This window comes from Pseudomonas sp. HMWF021, from assembly GCF_003061005.1.
Taxonomy (GTDB): Bacteria; Pseudomonadota; Gammaproteobacteria; order Pseudomonadales; family Pseudomonadaceae; genus Aquipseudomonas.
In genome coordinates this window covers 58,339-82,141 of sequence record NZ_QAIK01000044.1, presented here as the reverse complement: position 1 = coordinate 82,141, position 23,803 = coordinate 58,339, and the positions used below count along the sequence as shown (strand labels likewise).

Below are 23,803 nucleotides of genomic sequence, written 5' to 3'. Positions count from 1 at the left end.
GTGAGGCGGTGTTCGAGGCGTACGCACAGATCGGCACGCCGGAGGTGGTGCTCAAGCGTGGCGCCGAGGCTTGTCTGATTCGCTGCGATGGCGAGGCGTTCGAAGTGCCGGCACAGAAGGTCGAGAAGGTCGTGGACACCACGGCGGCGGGGGATTCGTTCAGTGCGGCGTATCTGGCGAGCCGCTTGCTGGGGGGCAGTCCGGTGGAGGCGGCGCAGGCGGGGCATTTACTGGCGAGTCGGGTCATCCAGTTCCCGGGAGCCCTGATCCCCAAAGCCTGAAACACAACCCCTGTAGGAGCTGCCGAAGGCTGCGATCTTTTGATCTTGAAAAACAAAATCAAAAGATCGCAGCCTTCGGCAGCTCCTACAGGGGAGATGGGTCAATCAGGTCAATCGCGGAAAAACACCTGCACCAGGTGATAGCCGAACTTGCTCTTGATCGGCCCATGCACGGTGCGCAAAGGCTTCTTGAAGATCACCGCATCGATCGCGCCAACCATCTGCCCGGGCCGCACTTCACCCAGATCACCGCCGCGCTTGCCGGACGGGCAAGTGGAGTATTTCTTCGCCAGCACATCGAACGCTTCACCCTTGGCAATGCGTTGTTTGAGCTGTTCGGCCTCTTCGGCGGTTTTCACCAGAATGTGGCGGGCTTGGGCTTTCATCGTGCGATACCTGTAACGGGGTGACGGCGGGGCGCCGGATTATGCCTGAACTCACGGCGTTTGGCCGAGCATCGCGCGAATCTTGCCGGCCAGCAGCTCAAGCGCAAAGGGTTTGGCCACCATGTCCATGCCGTCCTCGAGAAAGCCTTGGCGTTCAGCGGCTTTTTGCGCGTAACCGGTCATGAACAGCACCTTCAAACCGGGGCGATGCTGACGGGCGATTTCCGCCAGCTGCCGGCCGTTCATCCCCGGCAGACCGACATCGGTCACCAGCAGATCCACGCGCAGGCCGGACTCCAGCAGCGGCAGCGCCGACTTGGCGTCTTGCGCCTCGTGAGCGTGGTAACCCAGCTCCTTGAGCAGATCGAGTACCAGCATGCGCACCGCCACATCGTCTTCGACCACCAGCACGGTCTCGCCGGCAATCGCCTCCGGGGTTTCACTGGCGGCAGTGTCGGGCGGCAGTTCGGTTTGCAGGCTGAACAGGCGAGGCAGGTACAGCCGCACACACGTGCCCTGGCCTGGCAGGCTGTCGAGACTGACGTGGCCGCCGGATTGCTGGGCGAATCCGTAAATCATCGACAACCCCAGCCCGGTGCCCTGGCCAATCGGTTTGGTGGTGAAAAACGGGTCGAAGGCCTTGGCCCGCACCGAAGGGGTCATGCCGCTGCCGTTGTCGCTGACCGCAATCAACACGTAATCCCCGGCGTTCACGGCTTCGAGGGTGGTTATGTCGCTGCCGTCGAGGTAGATGTTGCGGGTTTCGATCAGCAATTGGCCGCCATCGGGCATTGCATCCCGGGCGTTGATCACCAGGTTGAGCAGGGCGTTTTCCAGTTGGCTGACATCTGTGCTGACCGGCCAGACGTCTGCGGCCAGTTTCAGGTTGAGTTCGATCGGATCGCCCTTGGTGCGGCGGATCAGGTCTTCCAGCGAACGGATCAGTTCATTGACGTTCAGCGTCTTGCGATCCAGCGACTGCCGGCGCGAGAACGCCAGCAAGCGATGAGTCAGCGCCGCCGCGCGATTGGCCGACGAGACGGCGGCTTCGGTGAAACGCCCGATCTCGTTGGCGCGACCGTTGGCGATGTAGCGCTGCATCAGGTCGAGGCTGCCGATGATCCCGGTCAACATGTTGTTGAAGTCATGGGCGATGCCGCCGGTGAGCTGGCCGACCGCTTCCATTTTCTGCGCGTGACGCAGTGCGTCCTCGGCGCGTTCGCGCTCGAACATCTCGTTCTGCAGACGCTGGTTGGCCTGAGCCAATTGCTCGGTACGGGCGCTGACCCGCTCTTCGAGGGTCTCGTTGAGATTGCGCAACGCTTCTTCGGTTTTCTTGCGCTCGGTTTCATCGATCACAAAAATGTAGAAGCCGTTGACCGCGCCATCGGGCCCGTGTCGCGGCAGGTAATTCATCAGCGCATGCCGGGAGCTGCCGTCGCGGTGCGGGGTGTACAGGCTGAACGAACATGGCCGCCCGGCCAGCGCTTCAACGATGTAGGGGCGGCGCAGGAAATACGCCTCTTCACCGATGACGTCACGGATCGTTCGTCCATACAGCTCTTGCGGCGTCAATCCGTACCAGTCCAGGTAGGCGGCGTTGTTCAGACGAAAGCGCTCCTGCTGGTCGACGTAACTGATCAGGATCGGCATGGCGTTGATGATCAGTTGCAGTTCGGTCTGACTCTGGCGCAGCGCCTGTTCGGTGTGTTTGCGCTCGGTCAGGTCCAGCGCGGCGCCGAGAAAGCGCACGGGCCGGCCATGGTGATCCTTGTAGCAGCGACCGCGGGCAAATACCCAGCGCAGCTCACCGTCGGGCTGCAGCAGGCGGTATTCCTCGGCATATTCGGTGCCGTGGGTAATGCAATGCTTGATGCTGCGCGCAATCAGCGCGCGGTCTTCGGGGTGTACACCCTGCAGGTAATCGCTGATCGGCAGTTCGCTGGCCTGCATCGGGTTGACGCCGTGCATTTGCGCGAAATGGGTGTCGGCAATGAAACGGTCTTCGCCGATATCCCAGTCCCACGTACCCACCGCGTCGGTGGCTGCCAGTGCCAGTTGCAGGCGCTCTTCGGTTTCACGCTGCGCACGCAGGCTGTCTTCGGAGCGCTTTTGCAGTTCCAGTGCAACCCGTCGCCGTTCGTTGGTTTCGATGGCTGTCACCAGAATCCCGGCCACCCGGGCTGATTCGTCGCGGATCGGGCTATACGTCAGATCGAGCCAGAAGTCGGATTCCTTGCCATCGCGTTGCAGGGTAAAGCGTCGCTCGCTGTAGGAACGCACCTGGCCTTGTAGGACGGCGCTGTAAATCGGGTCGGTAAAGTCTCGAAGTTCTGGCCAGATCAGGTGCGCAGGCTGTCCGAAAGCATGAGGGTGCTTGCTGCCGGCGAGCATGGCAAAACCGTTGTTGTAGATCTGGGTCAACTGCGGCCCCCATAGCAGCAGCATCGGCATCGGCGAGTGCAGCACGATGTCCACCGCGGTGCGCAGGCTCTGCGGCCAGAGGCTGGCGTCGCCGAGCGGGCCGCGGCTCCAGTCGGTGCGGGCAATCAACGCCTGGGCGTCATCATGGGTGGGTGCAGCGTTCATCATTTGTATCCTGGGCATCTGTCGGTGAGGCGGCGTCTACTATGCTTGCAGGACGATAGACGCTCAACGCCTGGTTGCGTCACTGCGCCGGGCTTGCCCATTGAATGCCTTGCAGGTGCTTTTCGCTATGGAAATCGACGCGCTGTTAATTCGTCTGGCCAGCCAGCACGGTTCGGATCTGTTCCTGTCCACCGGGGCGCCACCGAGCGCGCGTTTCGAGGGCGTGCTGATGCCCCTGAGCGAGCGTGCGTTCAAGCCCGGGGAGGTGGCGGCCATTGCTGCATTTCTGATGGACGCCGAGCAGCGCAAGGAGTTCGATCGGGATCTGGAAATGAACCTGGCCATCTCCCGTACCGGCATCGGGCGTTTCCGGGTCAACATTTTCAAGCAACGCAACGACGTGTCGATCGTGATCCGCAACGTCAAGCTCGACATCCCGCGTTTCGAAGACCTGAAACTGCCGCCGGTGCTGCTGGAAACCGTGATGCTCAAGCAGGGATTGATCCTGTTTGTCGGCGCCACGGACTCCGGCAAGTCTACCTCCCTGGCCGCGCTGATCGACCATCGCAACCGCCACAGCAGCGGGCACATCATCACCGTTGAAGACCCGGTCGAATACATCCATCGCCATCAACGCTCGATCATCAACCAGCGTGAGGTCGGGGTCGATACGCGCAGCTTTCACGCGGCGTTGAAAAACACCCTGCGCCAGGCGCCCGACGTCGTGCTGATCGGCGAAATCCGCGACCGCGAGACCATGGAACACGCATTGGCATTTGCCGAAACCGGACATCTGGTGCTCTCGACCCTGCACGCCAACAACGCCAATCAGGCACTGGAGCGGATCATCAACCTGTTTCCCGAAGAACGACAGCCGCAGCTATTGCAGGTCCTGGGCAACCACCTCAAGGCGCTCGTCTCGCAGCGACTGGTGCGTACCCTTGACGGTCAGCGCCGGGCGGCGGTGGAAGTGATGCTGGGCACGCCGACCATTGCCGATCTGATCCGTCGCGGCGAGTTCGGTGAATTGAAGACCATCATGGAAAAATCAATTGAGTCGGGAATGCAGACCTTTGACGGAGCACTTTACAACTTGGTCCTGGAAGGCGTTATCGGTGAAGAAGAGGCGTTGAAACATGCGGATTCCATTAATAACCTTAGATTGAGTTTTAAACTAAGCGACGACGCCAAGGGTGATAAAAACCTCGATTCCAGTAAGTGGGGCTTGGTGGACTGATGGTCTGTTAGTTGGCAGGATGCGCGTTGCAAGTTGTAAATTGTCAGCTGTTGCAACTTCTATTAATGGTTTTTGTATTTTTGTCGGGCCTTTTTTGTTTAAGGTTCGCTTCGCTTGTGCGCGACTTTAAATGCCACTCAAAATGTGGGTGGGAATGTCTGTTGATACTTATTAAGTGTTTTGTCGCTATGACAGATCGTGCGCAAGCTTGAGCGTTATTCAGGTGTGTCTGCCAGGTGCAGTTACCCTTGAAGCCTATTTAAAATTATAGAGATCATCGTGATGCCTGAATTAAACCAACAAGTTCGTAGTCTTTCTATTGATGCGAGACTTCGTCTGCAAGCCAAATCTGATGCCGAGGAGCGCAAGGAAGTCATTGTGCAGTTGAAAACTGTGCTCAAGGAACAGGGTGCCGACGAGAATTATGATTACACAGGTTACGAAGTCCCGCTGATCCCGGGGTCGTCGCTGCACGGTATTCATATGCCGGGTCGGGTGCAATGGGAGTCGCTGAGAGACCGTTCGCTCGTGCACGGTTTTTTGCAAAACCAGCGCGCCGAAGGCATAGCGGATATTCGAATAGCCGCCGCCGGCGGCATCGAGTTGTTTCGGAATGGTCCGTCGGTGTGGGAAAAGTTCAATGTAAAGGACCATGTTCGTCATGGTACTTTTGACTATAAACAAATCATCTTGATCGGCGAAATTGCGCAGTTGGCCGGCGGTTATATCTATCCGCAAGATGCTGTGGATATTGATCAGTGGCTTCGCTTTCACGGTTTTGATGTGCCAAAAAATGCAAAGCAAGTCACGAATTTTCTCGCATGGACCGAGTTTTATTTCCCGTATGATGATTTTGAAAACTATTGGGGTTACCTGGTCAATGAGGATTTGCCGTTGGCAGTCTTGTCTGCCGAACATCATTCGATGGTTCGCACCGTTACGCGAAGTCTTTGCGGTGAAGCTCGCTTGCTGGACAAGTTGTTCCGCGAAATCAAACCGGGCGTGGGGACGACTGAAAATGCCAACGTGCTTATCTTTGAGTTGTTACAGCATCCGGTAGCGCTGCGATACGCTCAGCAATATATCAAGGCGTTGGGGTGGTACGGCAGTCAGACCGGACAAGTGCCAACTAATCGAGAACTCGGACAACTACTGATTACTGCCATCCTGCTCGACCTGTATCCAGACATCGGCAACCAGACCAGCCGGAAAAAAATTGGTGACTTTGAGCTCTATGGCGTCTCCAACGTCCAGCGCCCGGCGGCCAGCATACGCGCTGACCTGCATGCGTTCCTTCACAATCAGGGCTGGACGACAAGCGATACGGCTGTTTTCGCCGGGCATCTGCTGCTGGCGCACATCGCGCCGGAATTTGTGGCCAAGGGAGTTCCGGCTGACATCCTGGTGGGATCGCCAGCCTGGGTTACTTTCTGTCGTGCGGTCAAACTGGTGGAAGGTGTCAGCAAGGGGGCTGCTCGCGTACTGAGCTACACGCAAATCATGGATTATGATCAGCTGGAGCCTGTCAGCCCTGCGTTGGCTCGAATGCGGGAACTGGCACTGATTGACCCGATCATCGATTGGGCGTTGATCAACGGTGTGACTACGCCCGCATCGCTGGTCTCCACGGAAGAAGAGGCGACAAAGTGGTCAGTCAAAGCATTTGAAGACTACATGCAGCACTTCACCCGGTTTGCCAATGCCTGGTCGACGCCTCTGCCCAGTCGAGAAAAAATCGCCAGGGCAGACCTGGAGGCGGCTGTGCCGGAATGCGACTTTCTGGACGACGACGTTCTGTATGAACGCCCGAGTCCGATTGCATCGCGGTTTGCCATGTCGATGGTCGATCTGCACATCTCGGGTGATCTGACCGGGAAAGAATGGGATTTGCAGGGTGTCTTCCCCAACGAAAATCCCTTTGATTACACTCAGCTACGTCCCGAACTCTTGCCTGCGACGGAGAGTATTCATGAGCGTTTTGAAGGGCTCAAGCGTCTCAGGCCGATCAAGCGGGAGTTCGAGAGCGAGTTAAGGAAGTATCATAAGAATGTGGACGAGGCCATGTCCGGGAACGTGATACTTGCAATGTCACACATGTCTCCCTATGACCTGGACCATTTTCTCAAGAGTGAAATCACGTTTTTCACTGTACGTACACCAGCGGTGATGAAAAGCAGTCAAACCGCCGTTGACCACGATGGACCGAAAGAAGTTGTAACGGAGTACGAGACCCAGGAAAGCATCGACGCCGCCACCGGACGTTTCGGGTTGATAATGTGCGCCACCGGTGATGGCAGAACGACTTGTTATGAGCTGTTTGCCATGCGGGGTGTTTTACGCAAGAACAACCAGCTTGGTGAGTGGTTGAGACAGACGGGGAAATTCGAGACCACGGCCAGACGGGATTTCAAGGGAGAGCGCACTGCGCCACGCCCGCCGGTTCCTCTCGAACGCGTGCCATTGGATGCTGATGAATATATAGGGGAATCCGTGCAAACCCATTCGGCGAGTCTGCGAATGGCAATCGTCGAGCAACTGGGCAAGCTGAGCGCCCCAACTTTCGTCGCTAAACGCGAACAAAGTGTTTATCACAACTTTGGTAACATGCAGATTGAGCGCATTGCCAGTTTCATTGTGAAAAACCATCCTCTTCGCACCTTCGATGAACTCAAGCAGATGGCCATCGTTCCGACGAAGCTTGAGCAACAGCGGGAAAAGCATCAAAACATAGTGACTTATATTGTTGATCTGGTGGTGCCGTTCAAAAAGTGCATTGAGGATCTGACTTCCCGCGATCCAAACCGTGTAATCGATGGTACATACGGCTGCGTCATGGACGCTATTGCCGTCGGAGGCGCATTTTTAGGGGCGGGGTCGCTGGTAGTCAGGATTACGGGTAAAACGATTTCGAACTTCGCAAAATCGGTTCAGCTGGCCAAATTGGCACTCACCACTTCTGTTTCGCTGATCAATCCACTGGATGGTGTGCCGACATTATTGTGGGGCGGCGCAAAGATTCTCAGCAAGGGTGCATTGCGTTTGAATGAGACGGCGCAAGGAGTGATCCGTCTGGCGAACAACCAATTGGGCACGCTTCATGCCAATGGCAGCGTGCGAAAACTGATTGCCAAAAGCGATGGCGTGCCAACCGGGCACGGTCTCGTACGCTCGGGCGATGCAGGGGCCGATGGACTGAGCGTGATTGCTACGCAGGTTAACTCACGCTGGTACGCGCTCAGTCGCAATGGCAAGCCGTGGGGGCCAACACTGAGTGAGTTCGTACTTCGTGATCCGGTTCGTTTGCTATCTTCCGATATTGTCCTTCCTGTCAATTACACCCGGAACTTTGTCGAACACAGCCTACCCTTTGCGATATCCAAATTGGATCAGGCGCTCAAAGCCTTGAGCGATGCCGCTTCCTCTAAGGACGCGAGGAAACTGATGCAGATATTGGTGGGGTCAGACTCGGCAGAGGCTTTCGATCGGGTCCAAAAATATCTGAGGCTGGTGAGGGCCGATTTCGATGGCGTTTCGATCAGCAATTTTTTCCTCGATCCCTTCAAGCAAACGCAGCACCTGGCCGCGTTCGATGCATCCGCGTATACACGGTGGAAAAGTCAGCGGTCCGATGAAACGTTCATTGAGATCTACACCCCTAATATCAATCGGCAATTTGTCGGACTGGGTTTCAACCACGATGTCATCGCCGATAACCTGATCCACGAGTTCTTTCACGGTATAGCCCAGACCGATGATGTCAGTTATGCGCAGGACACCGGGCGGGACGGCGAGCGAGGCCAGTTGCTGGACGTTACACCGTTGTTGAATCTGGCGACGGGGCAGCTTCGTGTCTCGCCGCAGAACACTCAATTGCACAACCGTTCCAAGGCCTGGGCAAACGCTGACTCGCTGACCGTGCTTACATCGTTGCTCAGTCAGATGGTCGCCGATGAAGAAACCAGTCGTGACAACCTTAATATTCTCGAAACAGCGCTCAAGGCTAATGCAGGCAAGTTGATTGAGCATCCCGTGCAGATCACACTCAATAAACAGCCGGCATTGCGCCGTCCCACAGGCTTCAGACCAGCACCCGGCGTGCACATCGGCTAAGCGCCGTGCAATGAACCTTTAATCCATCAGCTCTGGCCGATCCCGAAACTGCTCCAGCACTTCGGGATTGGCCAGGGCGTCGGTATTTTTGACCGGTTCACCGTGCACCACATTTCTCACGGCCAGCTCCACCACTTTGCCATTGATGGTGCGGGGTATCTCGGTGACCTGGACAATTATCGCCGGCACGTGCCGTGGTGTGGCATTGGCCCGGATGTTATCGGTGAAGAAGAGGCATTGAAACATGCGGATTCCATTAATAACCTTAGATTGAAAATGAAACTAATGATGATTCGTGCAGTACTAAAAAGCCCTTATCCGAAGAATGGGGGTTAGTTGAATAGGGGGCAGGTAATTTTGTAGTTGTACTTGTGCGTGTGTTGTAATTTACTTTAATGATTCGCTCGTTGATTATTGAGTTCTTTCATTTAGAGTGCGCTTCATATTTATATATTGAGGCTGCAAAAGGGAAGTTCAATGAAAATTCGAAACTCGCAAAATTATCCGACCTCTGCAGAGGTAAAACAGCATTTTATTAACTTGGAAGAAGATCAGATCGAGCGTTCACGGGTCATTGCAACGCTTACCAATGCAATCAAAGAAAAACTTGATGGCGATACGATTGACTGCTCGCATCTGGCTTTTACTGTGCGTCTTGATTCGTCCTTTGATCAGGTTAAAAAAGTCACTGGCGATTTGTTGAACGACTTTCTTGAGCTGCAACACGTGCGCAACCTCCTGGTTCGCAAGGGCATCAAGGCAAGTCAGGATCTGGTTGTTACACAGGATGGACGGGCGAAAATCAATGACCTGGACTTGACTGCTGATTTACAGGCCGATGTCGTTGCAGCATCGCGCTTGAAAGATCTGGCTGATGCGGCAAAAACCATGGGTGGAAGTGTCAGTCAAAACCTTCTGGCAACGGTTTCCCGCTGGCTGGCTTTTCACGGCATGAATGTGCCGGAAACCGTCGAACAGGCCAAAGGTCTGCTTTTTTTCCTGCAATGGGAATGGCCAGAAACCGATCAGTTGGGTAACTACTGGGAGTTGCTCACGGGGCATGACAATGATTCGATCGTACTGACCAGCGCCGAATACGCTGAAATTCGTCAGTTAACGGCACAGTTCATTCCCGCAGGCGAGACTCTGCTGGAGGTGCTCTACAGAAAAGCACCGCAAGTTTCTCAGTTTGTCGACTGGGAGAATGCCAGTGAAATACTGGCGAAAGTATTTACCAGCCCATTTGCCATGCGTCTGGCTACACAGTATGTCGAGGCATTGAAATGGTTCGGCGCGTCGGACGTGGAGAAGCCCGACGAAGTCCAATTGGCACAGCTACTGAGCACCGCCGTCATTCTGGAACTTGATCCGTCGTTCGGGACGACCAATAGACGCAACCATGTTGGCACCCATGACCTGTACGCACCGGAAGCAGCGGCAGACAAGACCATGGAAATCGTTCGTGATGGCCTGGAGAAATATCTGGTCGATAACAAACGCGTTTCTTATCGTTTATGTCCATTGGCGTCGCATGCACTGCTGGCTTTCATGGCTCCGGGCTTCCTGGTCAAAGATCTGCCTTATGGTTTGTTCACCGGTTCGATTGGCTGGGTGACCTTTTGCCAGGCCGTAGCATTCATTGAAATGAACGTCAAAGGTGCTTCGCGATTCATGACCTACGAACAAGTCATGAACTTCGCCAATATGGATATGGTCTCTCACGAGTTTGGCCAGTTACAGGGACTGGCCGCCATTGATCCAATGATCGATTGGGCATTGATCAATGAGGTCATTACCCATGACGAACTCGGGCGGTCGACCAAAGGCGCTTGCTAAAAAGCGTTGGCCGCTTATCGGGACTACGTGAACAGTATCGCCTTGGGCAGTCAAGTATTTCGTCAGACTTTGCCAAGTCGTAAGAAAATTGCGCTCGAGGCGTTGCAAAAAGCCATACCGGGTGCGGACTTTCTCGAAAAGCGCATGCTGCGCCATTACAGCGACAATCTGTCGTATTCCTACAAGTTGTCGATGCTCGAAGTTCACATTGAGGGTGAATTGACCAGTGAAGAATGGGACTGGAATGAAGATAAACGACTTTACGATCGCTATCCGCAGTTGACCCGTCTGCCGGCCGTGAAGGAAGTTTTTGAGGCGCAGGTACGCGACCATCACGACAAACTTCATCAGGCACTGACGACCAACATCAAACTGGCAATGTCCAGCATGCCGAAGAAACATCGTGACGTGTTCGAAAAGAGCGAAATCACGTTCTTCACTGTCCGTGCTTCGGTGAGTGAGCAGAAGTTCGGCAGAGACATTGGTTTTACCGGCGGTAACGCCTCGAAACCTGTCTGGGTGGAGACCCAGGCAAACAGGGATGCCGCGACCGGACGCTATGGCATTGTCATGTGCACTTTATCGCCGGATAACGAGTTCATTTGCTATGAAGTGTTCTACTTGCGCGGCGAGTGTCGCATCAACAATCAGCTGGGCGACCTGATTTATCGTGGTGGCAAGATGCTCACCCCGGCCAGGCTAGATTTCAAGGAGGCGCTGAACAAATACCTGCCAGCCGAGCGATCGGCGCGATATCCGCTGGACCTCAAGAGCTACACCAATGGCACGGCACCGGCCCCCAATGCAATTAGCGATGTGGTGATCGACAGACTCGGCACACTCGCCGCTCCGGTATCCCTGCCGCCCGCCAAACGCAGTATTTTTCAACACTTCATGCATCCGCACGTTAAGGCTATTGCGAAGTTCGCGATTACTCATCATCCGGTGGCGACAGTTGCGGAACTCATTCAGGCCTCGACTGAACTGACGGAACGGGAAAGCAAGGATGCCGACCTGCAAAAGGCCGTGGATTTTGTTGTGGGTCTGGTCGTGCCGTTCAAGCAATGCATTGAAGATATTCAATCAGGTGAAAAGGATCGAATCGAACAGGGCGTGTGGGGCTGTGCTATGGACGCCATCGGCATCATTTTTGCGGTGCTGGGGGCGACGACCAAGGTGCTGCACCTGGCGTCGAAAACAGTGAGCCTGACATCAAGGATCAGCCACGGTGTCAAGATTGGTCTGACATTCACCGTAGAGATCCTTAATCCAATCGACGGCTTGCCGAGTGCCGGTTACCGTGTTGCAAAATATGGTTTGAAAAATGGATTGAACGTAGCTCGTGAAGTGTCGCACATCGTTAGCGATGCCTCCTTTCAACTGCGCAAGTTGACGGGCAAGGCCAGATCCGTCGATCTGCTCAAGCAGTCGAGTCTGCCTTCACTGAGCCATGGTACCTGGCGACCGTATGACGGCGCGATCGATGCATTCAATGTGATGGCGATTAAAAAGGGTGAGCATTGGTATGCGGTCAATCGATTCGGCAAGGCATGGGGTAAGAAACTCGCCGGTTTTGAATTCAAGCAAGCGGTCACTTTCCCGGGGGTGCGCAAGCTGCTACCGGTGGGTTACAGCCGCAAAATCATTGAGCAGAGCCTTCCCATTGTCCGCAGCAAGATTGACGACGCGCTTACCGCTTTGGCAGCTCCTTCTTATGTCGATGATGTCAATATTGTCTGGAGGTTAATTCTGGGGAAAGAGCATAACGCTCTGGACGCAATGGGCAAGGTCTTGCAACTGACCAAGCTCGATGTTCTGAAAACGTCGCACCTACAGTACTACTTTCCAGGGGATGCGCTGGATCAAAGTCTGCTTGAACTGCACAGAGCGAAGTATCAGACGTGGGTTGAACTGTCCGGATACGAAGCTAGAAAGCTGCAGTACATAGAAGTCAATAATCTGAATTTCATTGAGCGCTTCCATTCGGCGGGTTTCCGTCATGGGGAAGTTGCCGATGATTTGCTTCATGAGTTTTTCCGCGCAGCGCCAAATCGGCTTGATCTGGCTCGTGCCACGACGGTTCCCGGCAAGCCGGGATTGAATGTCGCACCGTTATTGAATCTGGCCAGGGGCCGTCTGCCGCATCAGGTACAGTCTCAAGCCGTAACTGACGGGCAGAGTGGGCTTGATAACGCCGACTCCTGCGTACTGGCAACGGCGCTGCTCAGTCAGTTGGTGAATAACAAGGATGCTTTCAAGCGAAATATTGCGATATTGACCGCTGCCGTTAACAGCGCACCGGGTTATATTGATCAACAAGTCGTGATTGATCTAAATATCAACTAATAAAATCTGACACTGACGTTTTCGCATTGAGGTTTGGCGGTGCAAGGGCAATTGTCGCACCTCCTGATTGTCAGTCGGCAAGCTCTGGCCGATCCCGAAACTGCTCCAGCGCTTCGGGGTTGGCCAGGGCATCAGTGTTTTTGACCGGTTCACCGTGCACCACATTTTTCACGGCCAGCTCCACCACTTTGCCACTGATGGTGCGGGGTATCTCGGTGACCTGGACAATTTTCGCCGGCACGTGCCGTGGTGTGGTGTTGGCCCGGATGATCTGACGAATCTGTTGTTGCAATGCATCGTCCAGCGCGACACCGTCACGCAACCTGACAAACAGCACCACCCGCACGTCGTCCTGCCAGCGCTGGCCAATGGCGATGCTGTCCAACACGTCAGCGACTTTCTCCACCTGCCGATAGATTTCCGCCGTACCGATGCGCACCCCACCGGGGTTGAGCACTGCATCGGAGCGACCGTGGATCAACATCCCGCCGTGGGGCAGTTGCTCGGCGTAATCGCCTTGTGCCCAGACACCGGGGAACAGACTGAAATAGGATTTTTGCAGTTTCTCGCCATCGGGATCATTCCACAGGCCGATGGGCATGGCCGGAAAGTGCCGGGTGCACACCAGTTCGCCTTTCTCACCAATCACCGTGCGCGCTGCGTCGTTCCAGACTTCGACCGCCATGCCCAGACTCTTGCCCATGATTTCGCCACGGCGCACTGCCGACAGCGGGTTGCCATTGACGAAGCAGGAGACGATATCGGTGCCGCCGGACATCGAGCTCAGGCAGACGTCGGTTTTGAGATCTCGGTAGACGAAATCGTAGCTCTGTGGCGACAACGCCGAACCGGTGCACAGCAGTGTCTTGAGGCTGCTCAGGTCGTGGCTTTCACGCGGTTTGATGCCATTGCTTTCCAGTGTCGCGAGAAACTTGGGGCTGGTGCCGAACACGCTGATTCGCTCATCGTCGATCAGGTCCAGCAGCCGCTGGTTATCCGGATGAAACGGGGAGCCGTCGTACAACACGATGGCGCTGCCGACAGCGAGGGCCGAAACCAGCCAGTTCCACATCATCCAGCCGCAGGTGGTGTAGTAGAACAATCGGTCGCCGGGGCCAAGATCGACGTGCAGTCCGTGTTCCTTGGCATGCTGCAGCAGCACGCCGCCGGTGCTGTGGACGATGCATTTGGGCACGCCGGTGGTGCCGCTGGAATACAGCACGTACAGCGGGTGATCGAACGAAACCGGGACAAAGTACGGCTCGCCGCCGGGCTGATAAAAGTCGTCCCACATCGTGACTTCGGCGTGGGTGCGGTAATCCTCCGGCCGGGCTTGTGTGCGGGAGTAGGGCACCATGATCAACTGTTGCAGCGACGGCAGTTGCGCGAGGATGTCGTTGACCTTGCTGGTCTGGTCAAGGTCTTTGCCGGCATAACGGTAGCCGGCGCAGGTGATCAGCACCTTGGGTTCGATCTGGCCGAAACGGTCGATCACCCCGTGAGTACCGAAGTCCGGCGACGAGCACGACCAGATCGCGCCCAGGCTGGTGGTCGCGAGCATCGCCACCAGGGTCTGCCAGGTATTGGGCATGCACGCGGCCACCCGATCCCCCAAACCGATCCCGCTGGCGATCAGGCTGGCCTGAAAACCGCCGACCTGCTCGGCCAGTTCAGCCCAGGTCAGTTGTTCGCGCTGACCGTTTTCCGCCACGGCGATCACCGCGACCGCATCGTCGCGGCGGCGCAGCAGGTGTTCGGCAAAGTTCAGAGTCGCACCGGGAAACCATTCGGCGCCGGGCATCTGCGCGCCTTCACGCAGGACGGCGTCGGGCTGGGTGTGAAAACGGATATCGAAGAAGTCGACGATCGCCTGCCAGAACGCCTCGCGCTGCTCGATGCTCCAGCGGTGAAGGTCGTCGTAGCTGTTCAGGGTCAAGGCGTGCCGCTGATTGATGTCGCGCCGGAACTGATCCATGCGCGATTGGGCGATACGCTTGGCATCGGGTTGCCAGAGAATGTCGGACATTGGTTTGCCTCTTGTTTTATCTTCAGATCCCTTCGCGGGCAAGCCACGCTCCCACAGGTCTTGTGGTTGCCACAAAATTTGCCACCCATACAAAACCTGTGGGAGCGTGGCTTGCCCGCGATGAACGATTACGCGGTTTCGCGTTGTTTACTGCGCCAACCATCCCCCATCAATATTCCACGCCGCCCCACGCACCTGGCTGCCAGCCTCGCTGCACAGAAACAACACCAGTTCCCCCAGATGCTGCGGCGTGACGAACTCCAGCGACGGTTGCTTCTCCGCCAGCAAATCATGCTGCGCCTGTTGCGGATCGACGCCTTTGGCTGCCCGATCATCAATCTGCTTCTGCACCAGCGGCGTCAGCACCCAGCCCGGGCAGATGGCGTTGCAGGTGATGTTACTGGTAGCCGTTTCGAGGCCGACCACTTTGGTCAAACCGATCACCCCATGCTTGGCCGCCACATACGCAGCCTTGCCGGTCGAGCCGACCTGACCGTGTACCGAGGCGATGTTGACGATCCGCCCCCAACCCTTGGTACGCATCCCCGGCAGGCTCAGGCGGGTGCTATGGAACACCGACGACAGATTGATCGCGATGATCGAATCCCAGCGCTCCACCGGAAACGCTTCCACGGCCGCCACATGCTGGATCCCGGCGTTGTTGACCAGAATGTCGACGCCGCCGAACTCGCGCTCGGCGTAAGCGATCATGTCGGCAATCTGCGCCGGATCGCTGACATCCGCCGGGTGGTGACCGACTTTGCCGCCGAACCGGGCGACCTCGGCGATCACGCTCGAGGCATCGCCAAAACCGTTGAGAATCAGATTGGCGCCGGCCTTGGCCAGGCTCAGGGCGATGCCCAGGCCAATGCCGCTGGTGGAGCCGGTAACCAGTGCGGTCTTGCCCGAAAGAGTGGTCATGAATACCTCACACAATGCCAGTGGCGTAGAAAGTGCCGATCACGACGAAGACCGCCAGGGTCTTGATCAGCGTAATACAGAAAATGTCTTTATAGGCTTCGCGGTGGGTCAGGCCGGTGACCGCCAGCAGCGTGATCACCGCGCCGTTGTGCGGCAGGGTGTCCATGCCGCCGCTGGCCATCGCGGCCACGCGGTGCAGCACTTCCAGCGGAATGTTCGCCGCGTGGGCCGCTGCGATGAACTGCTCCGACATCGCCGCCAGCGCAATGCTCATGCCGCCCGACGCCGAGCCGGTGATGCCGGCCAGCAGGGTGACAGTGATCGCTTCGTTGACCAGCGGATTGGGGATTTGTTTGAGCCAGTCGGCCAGCACCAGAAACCCCGGCAACGAGGCAATCACCGCACCGAAACCATATTCCGAAGCGGTGTTCATCGCCGCCAGCAACGCACCGCTGACCGCACTTTTGCTGCCCTCGGCGAGCTTGCTGCGGATCGCCTTGAAGCCGAACACCAGGACCATCAGGATGCCGATCAGCAACGCCGCCTGCACGGCCCAGATCGCCGTGAGCTTGGCGATTTCCGTGGTCACCGGCGTGGCCATCCCCGGCAGCGCGAGACTGTGGGTCTTGCCGTACCACTGCGGAATCCACTGGGTGAACAGCAGGTTCATGATGCCCACCGCCAGCAGCGGCGACAGGGCGATCCATGGGTTCGGCAGCTTCAGGTCTTCGGCCGTTTCCGGCTCGTTACGCAGTTCGGTGCCGTAGCCTTCACCCGCACGCTGGGCCTTGTTGCGCTGGCGCTGCAGGAACAGCATGCCGGCGCAAAACACGAAAATCGTGCCGATCACGCCGAGCCACGGCGCGGCCCACGCCGTGGTGTTGAAGAAGGTGCTGGGGATGATGTTCTGGATCTGCGGCGTGCCGGGCAGGGCGTCCATGGTGAACGAGAATGCGCCGAGGGCGATGGTCGCCGGGATCAGGCGTTTGGGGATATTGCTCTGGCGGAACATCTCGGCGGCAAACGGATACACCGCAAACACCACCACGAACAACGACACGCCGCCGTAGGTGAGCAGGGCGCAGACCAGCACGATCACCAGCATCGCCTGGCGAGTGCCGAGCAGGCGAATCGCTGCGGCCACGATTGAACGGGAGAACCCCGACAATTCGATCAATTTGCCGAACACGGCACCGAGCAGGAACACCGGGAAATACAGTTTGATGAAACCAACCATTTTCTCCATGAACACGCCGGTAAAGGCAGGGGCGACGGCAGAAGGATCGGTCAGCAGGACAGCGCCGAGGGCGGCGATCGGGGCGAAAAGGATAACGCTGTAGCCACGGTAGGCGGCGAGCATCAGCAGCGCGAGGGCTGCCAAGGCAATGATCACACTCATGGAGTGTCTCCAGGGATTGTTATTTTTGTGGGTGTTGCCAGGTAGGAGGGAGCTATAGCGAGATGTGTGCCAGATTTGTAACGCGTTGAAATATATAGGTTTTATTGGATTTTTCGTTGAACTGTTTGAAGAGTTGTCTCGATAGTGAGACTTTTTTCAAGATCAAAAGATCGCAGCCTTCGGCAGCTCCTACATGGAATTTCCATATCAACCCTGTAGGAGCTGTCGAAGGCTGCGATCTTTTGATCTTGAAGTTAATGTCTCGCTAGCGAGACTGAGTCTCTTTATTGAGACTCGGCGATCCCCAAGGCCAGCATCTTCTTGTACAACGTCGACCGCCCCAACCCCAGCCGAGCCGCCGCCTCCGGCACCTTGCCCGCACATTGTGCGAGGGCAGACTGGATCAACTGCCGGTCAAATCGCTGCCGCGCCTCAGCGAAAGTCTCTTTCACCAACGGTTCCAGCGTCGGCGTCGACGGGCGCTCAACCGGGGTAAAAGTACCGATGGCCGCGCGAATATCCTCAGCGGTGAGGATCAGGTCATCACTGAGCAGCGCCGCGCGCTCCAGCACGTTGCGCAACTCACGGATGTTCCCAGGCCACGCATGTTGACCGAGCAACGCCAGCGCCGCGCGGCTCAGTTCGTGCTGGCTGCGCAATTCTTCGAGGATCGCTTCGCTGAGCGCTGGCAAATCGTCGAGGCGTTCGCGCAGCGGCGGAACCTGGATCGGCAATACGTTGAGGCGGTAATACAGGTCTGCACGAAACTCACCGCGCTTGATCGCGGCTTGCAGATCGGTCGAAGTTGCCGCAATCACCCGTACATCGCTCTGGATCACTTCGTTGGAGCCGACCGGTTCAAACTCCTTTTCCTGCAGCACCCGCAGCAGTTTGCTTTGGAGCGGCAACGGCATGTCACCGATTTCATCGAGAAACAGCGTGCCGCCCTGAGCGATCTGCAGCTTGCCGGTGCGACCCTTGCGGTCAGCACCGGTGAATGCTCCGGGCGCCGTGCCGAAGAACTCGGCTTCCAGCAACGCCTCGGGAATTGCCGCGCTGTTGATGCTGACGAACGCTTTGTGCGCCCGCGGCGAGGCGCTGTGAATCGCCTGAGCCAGCAACTCCTTGCCGGTGCCGGTTTCGCCGAGCAGCAACACCGGAGACTCGGTGCTCGCGCTGCGGCGGGCGCGGCGTTTGACTTCGAGGCTGGCGCTGCTGGTGCCAATGAAATGGGCGAAGTTGTATTTGGTCTGCCGGGCCCGCAGCAGCGAGCGGGTCGAGGCCAGTTCTTCCTGCATGCTCAGGTAACGCTTGAGCATCGGCGACAGGCTGCGCAACTCATCGAACAGGGCAAAACCGATGGCGCCGATGACCGTCCCGGCGTCGTCGTGGATCGGCAGGCGCATCACCACCAGGGGTTCTTTCGGTGTGTCCTGCATGTCCAGAAGAATGGGGCGGCCCGTGCGCACTACTTCGCGCAGCAGGCTGCCGGGAATCACGCTTTCGCAGGGTTTGCCGATGGCTTTTTTCGCCGACTCAAGACCGAAACGCCGGGCATAACGCTCGTTCATCCAGACGATGTTGGCATCACGATCGACAATCACCGTGCCTTCGCTGGACTGCTCGATGATCTCGAACAACGAGCGGATCGCCAGCGTGCGCACGCGTTGGTAGTCCTTGAGGCTTTCGGTGGTGTTCATGGGTTGGCGGATCCGGAATTTGGGTTGTCTTTTCGGGCCTCTTCGCTGGCAAGCCAGCTCCCACAGGTTTCTCTGGGCACCCCATATTTGGGTACAACCCGAATCCCTGTGGGAGCTGGCTTGCCAGCGAAGGCCGCGACTCGGTATCAAGGCAAGCGCCGATTATGCCTACCCCGGATGCGCCGCCGCCAACAGCTCCCTGGTGTAAGGATGCTGCGGTGCATCGAACACTTCATGGCTGGCACCGCGCTCAACCACTTTGCCGTCCTTGATCACGATCATGTCGTGGGCCAGCGCCCGCACCACCGCCAGGTCGTGGCTGATGAACAGGTAGGTCAAACCGTGTTTTTCCTGGAGGTCGCGGAGCAGGGCGACCACTTGTTTCTGCACGGTACGGTCAAGGGCCGAGGTCGGTTCGTCGAGCAGGATCAATGCCGGTTTCAGCACCAGCGCCCGGGCGATGGCAATGCGCTGGCGTTGACCGCCGGAAAACTCGTGCGGGTAGCGATGACGGCTTTCCGGGTCGAGGCCGACTTCCTTCAGCACACGGATCACCTGAGCATCGCACTCTTCGGCGCTGGACTGACAATGCACCTCCAGTCCTTCGCTGATGATCTGCGCCACGGACATCCGTGGACTCAGGCTACCGAACGGATCCTGAAACACTACCTGCATCTGCCTGCGCCATGGTCGCAACTGTTTCTGATCAAGACCGTCGAGAGCCGTGCCCTGGAAACGGATGCTGCCTTCGGAATCGAGCAGCCGCAAAATCGCCTGGCCCAGGGTCGATTTGCCAGACCCGGACTCGCCGACAATCCCCAGGGTCTTGCCGCGCTGGATACTCAGGCTGATGCCGTCCACCGCGCGCAGATATTGTTTGCGCTGGAACAGCCCGCCACCGACGACGAACTCGACGCGCAAATCATCGACTTCCAGCACATTCTCGCGCTCGTCCCGGGGCAGGGCTTCGCCTTCCGGTTCGGCGTTGAGCAGCACACAGCTATAAGGATGCTTCGGTTCGGTAAACAGGGTTTCACACGGTGCCTGCTCGACGATCTCGCCCGACTTCATCACGCACACCCGTTGTGCAATGCTGCGTACCAGATTGAGGTCGTGACTGATCAGCAGCAGCGACATGCCCAGGCGTTGTTGCAAGGATTTGAGCAACAGCAGGATCTTGCGCTGCACCGTCACATCGAGCGCGGTAGTCGGTTCGTCGGCGATCAATAACTCTGGCTCGCAAGCCAGGGCCATGGCAATCATCACCCGTTGCCGCTGACCGCCTGAGAGCTGATGCGGGTAGGCCTTGAGGCGCTCCTTGGGTTTCTGGATGCCCACCAGTTCAAGCAGTTCGAGAATGCGTTGTTGCGCCGCTTTACCGCCCAGACCGCGATGCACCAGCAGGGTCTCGCCGATCTGCTTTTCAATGGTGTGCAGCGGATTGAGCGAGGTCATCGGCTCCTGGAAGATCATCGCGATCCGGTTGCCACGCAGTTCGCGCAGCACTTTCGGATCGGCGCCGAGCAATTCCTGACCGCGATAGCGAATGCTGCCGCTGGTTTGCGCATCGCCTTCGGGGAGCAACTGCAGAATCGAATGTGCGGTCACCGATTTGCCCGAGCCCGACTCGCCGACCAGCGCCAGGCACTCGCCGGGGCGGATGTCCAGGCACAGGTTGCGCACCGCCGGCTGGCCATGGAAGGCGACGTTCAGGTCACGGATTTCGATCAGGTTATCAGTCATGGTCACACTTCAGGATCGAGGGTCGAATGCATCACGTAACGCTTCGCCGATGAACACCAGTAAAGAAAGAATCAGCGCCAGAGTGAAAAACGCCGTCAGCCCGAGCCACGGCGCTTGCAGGTTCTGCTTGCCCTGACCGATCAGTTCACCCAGCGAGGCGCTGCCAGCGGGCATGCCGAAACCAAGGAAGTCGAGAGCGGTGAGGGTGGAAATCGCTCCGGTCAGAATGAACGGCAGGTAACTCAGCGTCGCGTTCATCGCGTTGGGCAGGATGTGCCGGAAAATCACTTTGCGGTCAGTCAGGCCTAAAGCGCGAGCCGCTTTGACGTATTCCAGATTGCGCCCGCGCAGGAACTCGGCGCGCACCACATCCACCAGCGCCAGCCAGGAAAACAGCGCCATGATCCCCAGCAGCCACCAGAAGTTTGGCTCGACGAAACCGGACAGGATGATCAGCAGGTACAGCACCGGCAATCCGCTCCAGACCTCCAGCAGGCGCTGCCCGAGCAGATCGACCCAGCCGCCGTAGTAGCCTTGCAGGGCGCCGGCGGCAATGCCGATCAGCGCGCTGATGGCGGTCAGCATCAAAGCAAACAGGATTGATACCCGAGCGCCGAAAATCACCCGCGCCAATACATCGCGCGCCTGATCGTCAGTGCCCAGCCAGTTGACCTTGGAGGGCGGGCTCGGTGCAGGTTGATTGAGGTCGTAGTTGGGCGTGTCGTCGCTGAACGGGATCGGTGGGAACAGCAGCCAGCCACCGTCCTTGCGGATCAGGTTCTGCACATAGTCACTGCGGTAATCGGCCTGGAATGGCAGTTGTCCGCCAAATTCCTGCTCGGTGTAGCGCTTGAAGACCGGGAAGTAGAGCTGGTCCTGATAGCTGACCACCAGCGGCTTGTCGTTGGCGATCAGTTCACCGCCCAGCGTTACCACGAACAGTCCGATGAAAAGCCACAGCGACCACCAGCCACGGCGGTTTTTCTTGAATCGCGCAAAACGGCGACGGCCCAGAGGCGAGAGCTTGAACATCAGGCGTTCCTCGCGGCGAAGTCGATACGCGGGTCGACCAGGGTGTAGCACAGGTCGCCGATCAGTTTTATCAGGAGGCCGAACAGGGTGAAGATGAACAGCGAGCCGAACACCACCGGGTAGTCCCGGGAAACCGCCGCCTCGTAACTCATGCGACCGAGACCGTCGAGGGAAAAGATCACTTCGATCAACAGTGAACCGGCGAAGAACACACTGATGAACGCCTGCGGAATTCCCGAGACCACCAGCAGCATCGCGTTGCGGAAGACATGGCCGTAAAGTACGCGTCGCTCGCTCAGACCTTTGGCGCGGGCGGTGACCACGTACTGGCGGGTGATTTCATTGAGGAACGAGTTCTTGGTGAGGATCGTCAGCGTGGCGAAGCCGCCAATCACCAGCGCCGTCACCGGCAACACCAGGTGCCAGAAGTAATCGGCAATCTTGCCTAGGGTCGACAGCGATTCGAAATTGTCCGAGACCAGTCCGCGCACCGGAAACCAGTTCAATGACGTGCCACCGGCAAACACCACGATCAGAAACATTGCGAACAGAAACGCTGGCATCGCATAGCCGATGATGATCGCGGTGCTGCTCCAGATATCAAAATGGCTGCCGTGATGCACTGCTTTGCGGATGCCCAGCGGGATCGACACCAGATAGGTGATCAGCGTCGCCCACAGACCGAGAGAAATGGTCACCGGCATCTTTTCCAGGATCAGGTCGGTGACCGTTGCGCCGCGGAAAAAGCTTTTGCCGAAGTCCAGCTGCGCGTAGTTCTTGAGCATCAGCCACAGGCGTTCATGCGCCGGTTTGTCGAAACCGTACTGCTTTTCGATGTCCTTGATCAGTTGCGGATCGAGGCCACGGCTGGCACGCGAAGTGTTGCTCATGGTTTCGCTGGCACTGCCGCCGACACTCGCACCGCCGATGCCTTGCAGATGGGCGATGGCCTGTTCGACCGGGCCACCGGGTGCCGCTTGAATGATCACGAAATTGACCAGCAGGATGATCACCAGCGTCGGGATGATCAGCAGCAGGCGCCGCAGAATGTATGCCCACATCAGTGCGGTCCTCCGGGTCTGCCACGCCCGATTTTTTCGGCGGTCATCTGCTGATTGGTCAATGGCGTGGTACTGATTTCCCACCAGCTCTCGATGGCTTCGTCATTGCTGGCCTGGATCGCCGGCATGCCGAAACGGTTCCACCAGACAGTCGAGGTGCCCGGCGGGTAATAGTTGGGGATCCAGTAGTAGTTCCATTGCAGCACCCGGTCCAGCGCGTGGGCGTAGTGCAGCATGTCGCTCTGGGTCGAGGCGCGGATCAGGCCGTTGATCAGGGTGTCGACCGCCGGATTCTTCAGCACCATGTAGTTGTTGGCGCCGGGGTCGTTGGCGGAAATCGAACCGAAATAATTGAGTAACTCGCCACCCGGAGACGTGGTGACCGGGTAGCCGGTAACGATCATGTCGTAGTCTCGGCTCATCAGGCGATTGACGTATTGCGAGGAGTCGATGCGGCGGATATTCAGGTCGATGCCGATCTGCTTCAGCGTGCGTTTGTAGGGCAGCAGCAGGCGATCCATGCCGTTCTGGCTGACCAGAAAGGTGAAGCTCAACGGCTCGCCCTCGGCATTGACCAGTTGGTCGCCATCAGGTTTCCAGCCAGCCTGCTCCAGCAACTGCAACGCTTGCAGCTGTTTGTCGCGGATCAAGCCGCTGCCATCGGTTTTCGGCGCTTCGAAGACTTGAGTGAAGACCTCGTCGGGAACCTGTCCGCGCAGCGGCTCGAGGATTTTCAGTTCCGCGGCATCCGGCAGCTCGCGGGCGGCCAGCGCGGAGTTGGAGAAGTAGCTTTGCTGGCGGATGTACATGTTGCGCATCATCTGCCGGTTGCTCCACTCGAAATCCCAAAGCATCGCCAGCGCCTGACGCACCCTGCGATCCTGAAACATCGGTTTTTGCAGATTGAACACGAAACCCTGGGCCGATTGCGGGGCTTCGGTGGCCAGGTGGGCCTTCTGCAACCGTCCGTCATTCAGCGCCGGGCTGTCGTAACCGATCGAATAGCCGGTGGCGGAAAACTCACGGTTGTAGTCATAGGCGCCGCCGCGCAATACCTGGCGTGCGACATCGGTGTCGCCGAAATACTCGATGCTGAAGTGATCGAAGTTGTACAGGCCACGACTGACCGGCAAATC

The 23,803-nt window shown here is 57.5% G+C and carries 15 protein-coding genes and 1 pseudogene; 5 read left to right on the top strand and 11 right to left on the bottom strand.

The annotated features are described in order from the left end of the window. The coding region (locus tag DBR18_RS06110; RefSeq protein WP_256588569.1) for a PfkB family carbohydrate kinase at window positions 1–281 on the top strand (281 nt) is incomplete at its 5' end. A gap of 110 nt (window positions 282–391) precedes the next feature. On the opposite strand, the gene DBR18_RS06100 is transcribed toward DBR18_RS06110, so the two are convergent. Continuing rightward, the gene (locus tag DBR18_RS06100) at window positions 392–667 is read right to left on the bottom strand and encodes a peptidylprolyl isomerase (RefSeq protein WP_003225447.1); all 276 of its coding nucleotides are present in this window, start codon (window positions 665–667) and stop codon (window positions 392–394) included. A 51-nt stretch (window positions 668–718) separates the two neighbouring features. Beyond that, a complete protein-coding gene (locus DBR18_RS06095; RefSeq protein ID WP_108589654.1) occupies window positions 719–3,256 on the bottom strand; it encodes a PAS domain-containing sensor histidine kinase in 2,538 nt (845 codons plus the stop codon). A gap of 127 nt (window positions 3,257–3,383) precedes the next feature. Here DBR18_RS06095 and DBR18_RS06090 point away from each other — a divergent pair, with 127 nt between their 5' ends. Together DBR18_RS06090 and DBR18_RS06085 are read left to right on the top strand one after the other, a co-directional pair. Continuing rightward, window positions 3,384–4,493: a PilT/PilU family type 4a pilus ATPase gene (locus tag DBR18_RS06090; RefSeq protein ID WP_108589653.1), complete on the top strand. Its 1,110-nt coding sequence runs from the start codon at window positions 3,384–3,386 to the stop codon at window positions 4,491–4,493. 282 nt (window positions 4,494–4,775) lie between these two features. Continuing rightward, entirely contained in the window at window positions 4,776–8,603 is a 3,828-nt protein-coding gene (locus DBR18_RS06085) for a hypothetical protein (protein WP_108589652.1), read from the top strand. Window positions 8,604–8,621: 18 nt separating this feature from the next. Here the strand turns inward: DBR18_RS06085 and DBR18_RS06080 are convergent. After that, window positions 8,622–8,819, bottom strand: a pseudogene (locus DBR18_RS06080) (hypothetical protein); the annotation flags it as partial. Between the two features lie 261 nt (window positions 8,820–9,080). On the opposite strand from DBR18_RS06080, the gene DBR18_RS06075 reads away from it, so the two are divergent. Beyond that, window positions 9,081–10,439, top strand: coding sequence for a hypothetical protein (locus DBR18_RS06075; protein ID WP_108589651.1), 1,359 nt, complete (start codon window positions 9,081–9,083; stop codon window positions 10,437–10,439). 27 nt (window positions 10,440–10,466) lie between these two features. Further along, complete coding sequence (locus tag DBR18_RS06070; RefSeq protein WP_146188739.1) at window positions 10,467–12,785, top strand: hypothetical protein; 2,319 nt, start codon at window positions 10,467–10,469, stop codon at window positions 12,783–12,785. A 70-nt stretch (window positions 12,786–12,855) separates the two neighbouring features. Here the strand turns inward: DBR18_RS06070 and DBR18_RS06065 are convergent, their stop codons facing one another. The 8 genes from DBR18_RS06065 to DBR18_RS28845 form a co-directional block, all read right to left on the bottom strand. Continuing rightward, window positions 12,856–14,811 carry an acetoacetate--CoA ligase gene (locus DBR18_RS06065; RefSeq protein ID WP_108589649.1) on the bottom strand — a complete coding sequence of 652 codons (1,956 nt, stop codon included), beginning with the start codon at window positions 14,809–14,811 and terminating at the stop codon, window positions 12,856–12,858. 147 nt (window positions 14,812–14,958) lie between these two features. After that, window positions 14,959–15,732 carry a 3-hydroxybutyrate dehydrogenase gene (gene hbdH / locus DBR18_RS06060; protein WP_108589648.1) on the bottom strand — a complete coding sequence of 258 codons (774 nt, stop codon included), beginning with the start codon at window positions 15,730–15,732 and terminating at the stop codon, window positions 14,959–14,961. 7 nt (window positions 15,733–15,739) lie between these two features. Beyond that, a complete protein-coding gene (locus DBR18_RS06055) occupies window positions 15,740–17,131 on the bottom strand; it encodes a GntP family permease (RefSeq protein WP_027612663.1) in 1,392 nt (463 codons plus the stop codon). 284 nt (window positions 17,132–17,415) lie between these two features. Then, the gene (locus DBR18_RS06050; RefSeq protein WP_108589647.1) at window positions 17,416–18,831 is read right to left on the bottom strand and encodes a sigma-54-dependent Fis family transcriptional regulator; all 1,416 of its coding nucleotides are present in this window, start codon (window positions 18,829–18,831) and stop codon (window positions 17,416–17,418) included. 168 nt (window positions 18,832–18,999) lie between these two features. Continuing rightward, the gene (locus DBR18_RS06045; protein ID WP_108589646.1) at window positions 19,000–20,574 is read right to left on the bottom strand and encodes an ABC transporter ATP-binding protein; all 1,575 of its coding nucleotides are present in this window, start codon (window positions 20,572–20,574) and stop codon (window positions 19,000–19,002) included. A 9-nt stretch (window positions 20,575–20,583) separates the two neighbouring features. Next, window positions 20,584–21,606, bottom strand: coding sequence for an ABC transporter permease (locus DBR18_RS06040; RefSeq protein WP_108589645.1), 1,023 nt, complete (start codon window positions 21,604–21,606; stop codon window positions 20,584–20,586). Beyond that, window positions 21,606–22,667 carry a microcin C ABC transporter permease YejB gene (locus DBR18_RS06035; protein ID WP_007965097.1) on the bottom strand — a complete coding sequence of 354 codons (1,062 nt, stop codon included), beginning with the start codon at window positions 22,665–22,667 and terminating at the stop codon, window positions 21,606–21,608. Before DBR18_RS06035 ends, DBR18_RS06040 begins: the two co-directional genes overlap by 1 nt. Next, a partial coding sequence (locus tag DBR18_RS28845) for an ABC transporter substrate-binding protein (protein ID WP_256588568.1) occupies window positions 22,667–23,803 on the bottom strand: 1,137 nt, incomplete at its 5' end. The genes DBR18_RS06035 and DBR18_RS28845, both read right to left, overlap by 1 nt.

What these genes read in the sequence shown, in the direction of transcription:
- DBR18_RS06100 (WP_003225447.1), bottom strand. Translation starts at nt 667, where the DNA reads ATGAAAGCCCAAGCCCGCCACATTCTGGTGAAAACCGCCGAAGAGGCC.
- DBR18_RS06095 (WP_108589654.1), bottom strand. Translation starts at nt 3,256, where the DNA reads ATGAACGCTGCACCCACCCATGATGACGCCCAGGCGTTGATTGCCCGC.
- DBR18_RS06090 (WP_108589653.1), top strand. Translation starts at nt 3,384, where the DNA reads ATGGAAATCGACGCGCTGTTAATTCGTCTGGCCAGCCAGCACGGTTCG.
- DBR18_RS06085 (WP_108589652.1), top strand. Translation starts at nt 4,776, where the DNA reads ATGCCTGAATTAAACCAACAAGTTCGTAGTCTTTCTATTGATGCGAGA.
- DBR18_RS06075 (WP_108589651.1), top strand. Translation starts at nt 9,081, where the DNA reads ATGAAAATTCGAAACTCGCAAAATTATCCGACCTCTGCAGAGGTAAAA.
- DBR18_RS06065 (WP_108589649.1), bottom strand. Translation starts at nt 14,811, where the DNA reads ATGTCCGACATTCTCTGGCAACCCGATGCCAAGCGTATCGCCCAATCG.
- hbdH (WP_108589648.1), bottom strand. Translation starts at nt 15,732, where the DNA reads ATGACCACTCTTTCGGGCAAGACCGCACTGGTTACCGGCTCCACCAGC.
- DBR18_RS06055 (WP_027612663.1), bottom strand. Translation starts at nt 17,131, where the DNA reads ATGAGTGTGATCATTGCCTTGGCAGCCCTCGCGCTGCTGATGCTCGCC.
- DBR18_RS06050 (WP_108589647.1), bottom strand. Translation starts at nt 18,831, where the DNA reads ATGAACACCACCGAAAGCCTCAAGGACTACCAACGCGTGCGCACGCTG.
- DBR18_RS06045 (WP_108589646.1), bottom strand. Translation starts at nt 20,574, where the DNA reads ATGACTGATAACCTGATCGAAATCCGTGACCTGAACGTCGCCTTCCAT.
- DBR18_RS06040 (WP_108589645.1), bottom strand. Translation starts at nt 21,606, where the DNA reads ATGTTCAAGCTCTCGCCTCTGGGCCGTCGCCGTTTTGCGCGATTCAAG.
- DBR18_RS06035 (WP_007965097.1), bottom strand. Translation starts at nt 22,667, where the DNA reads ATGTGGGCATACATTCTGCGGCGCCTGCTGCTGATCATCCCGACGCTG.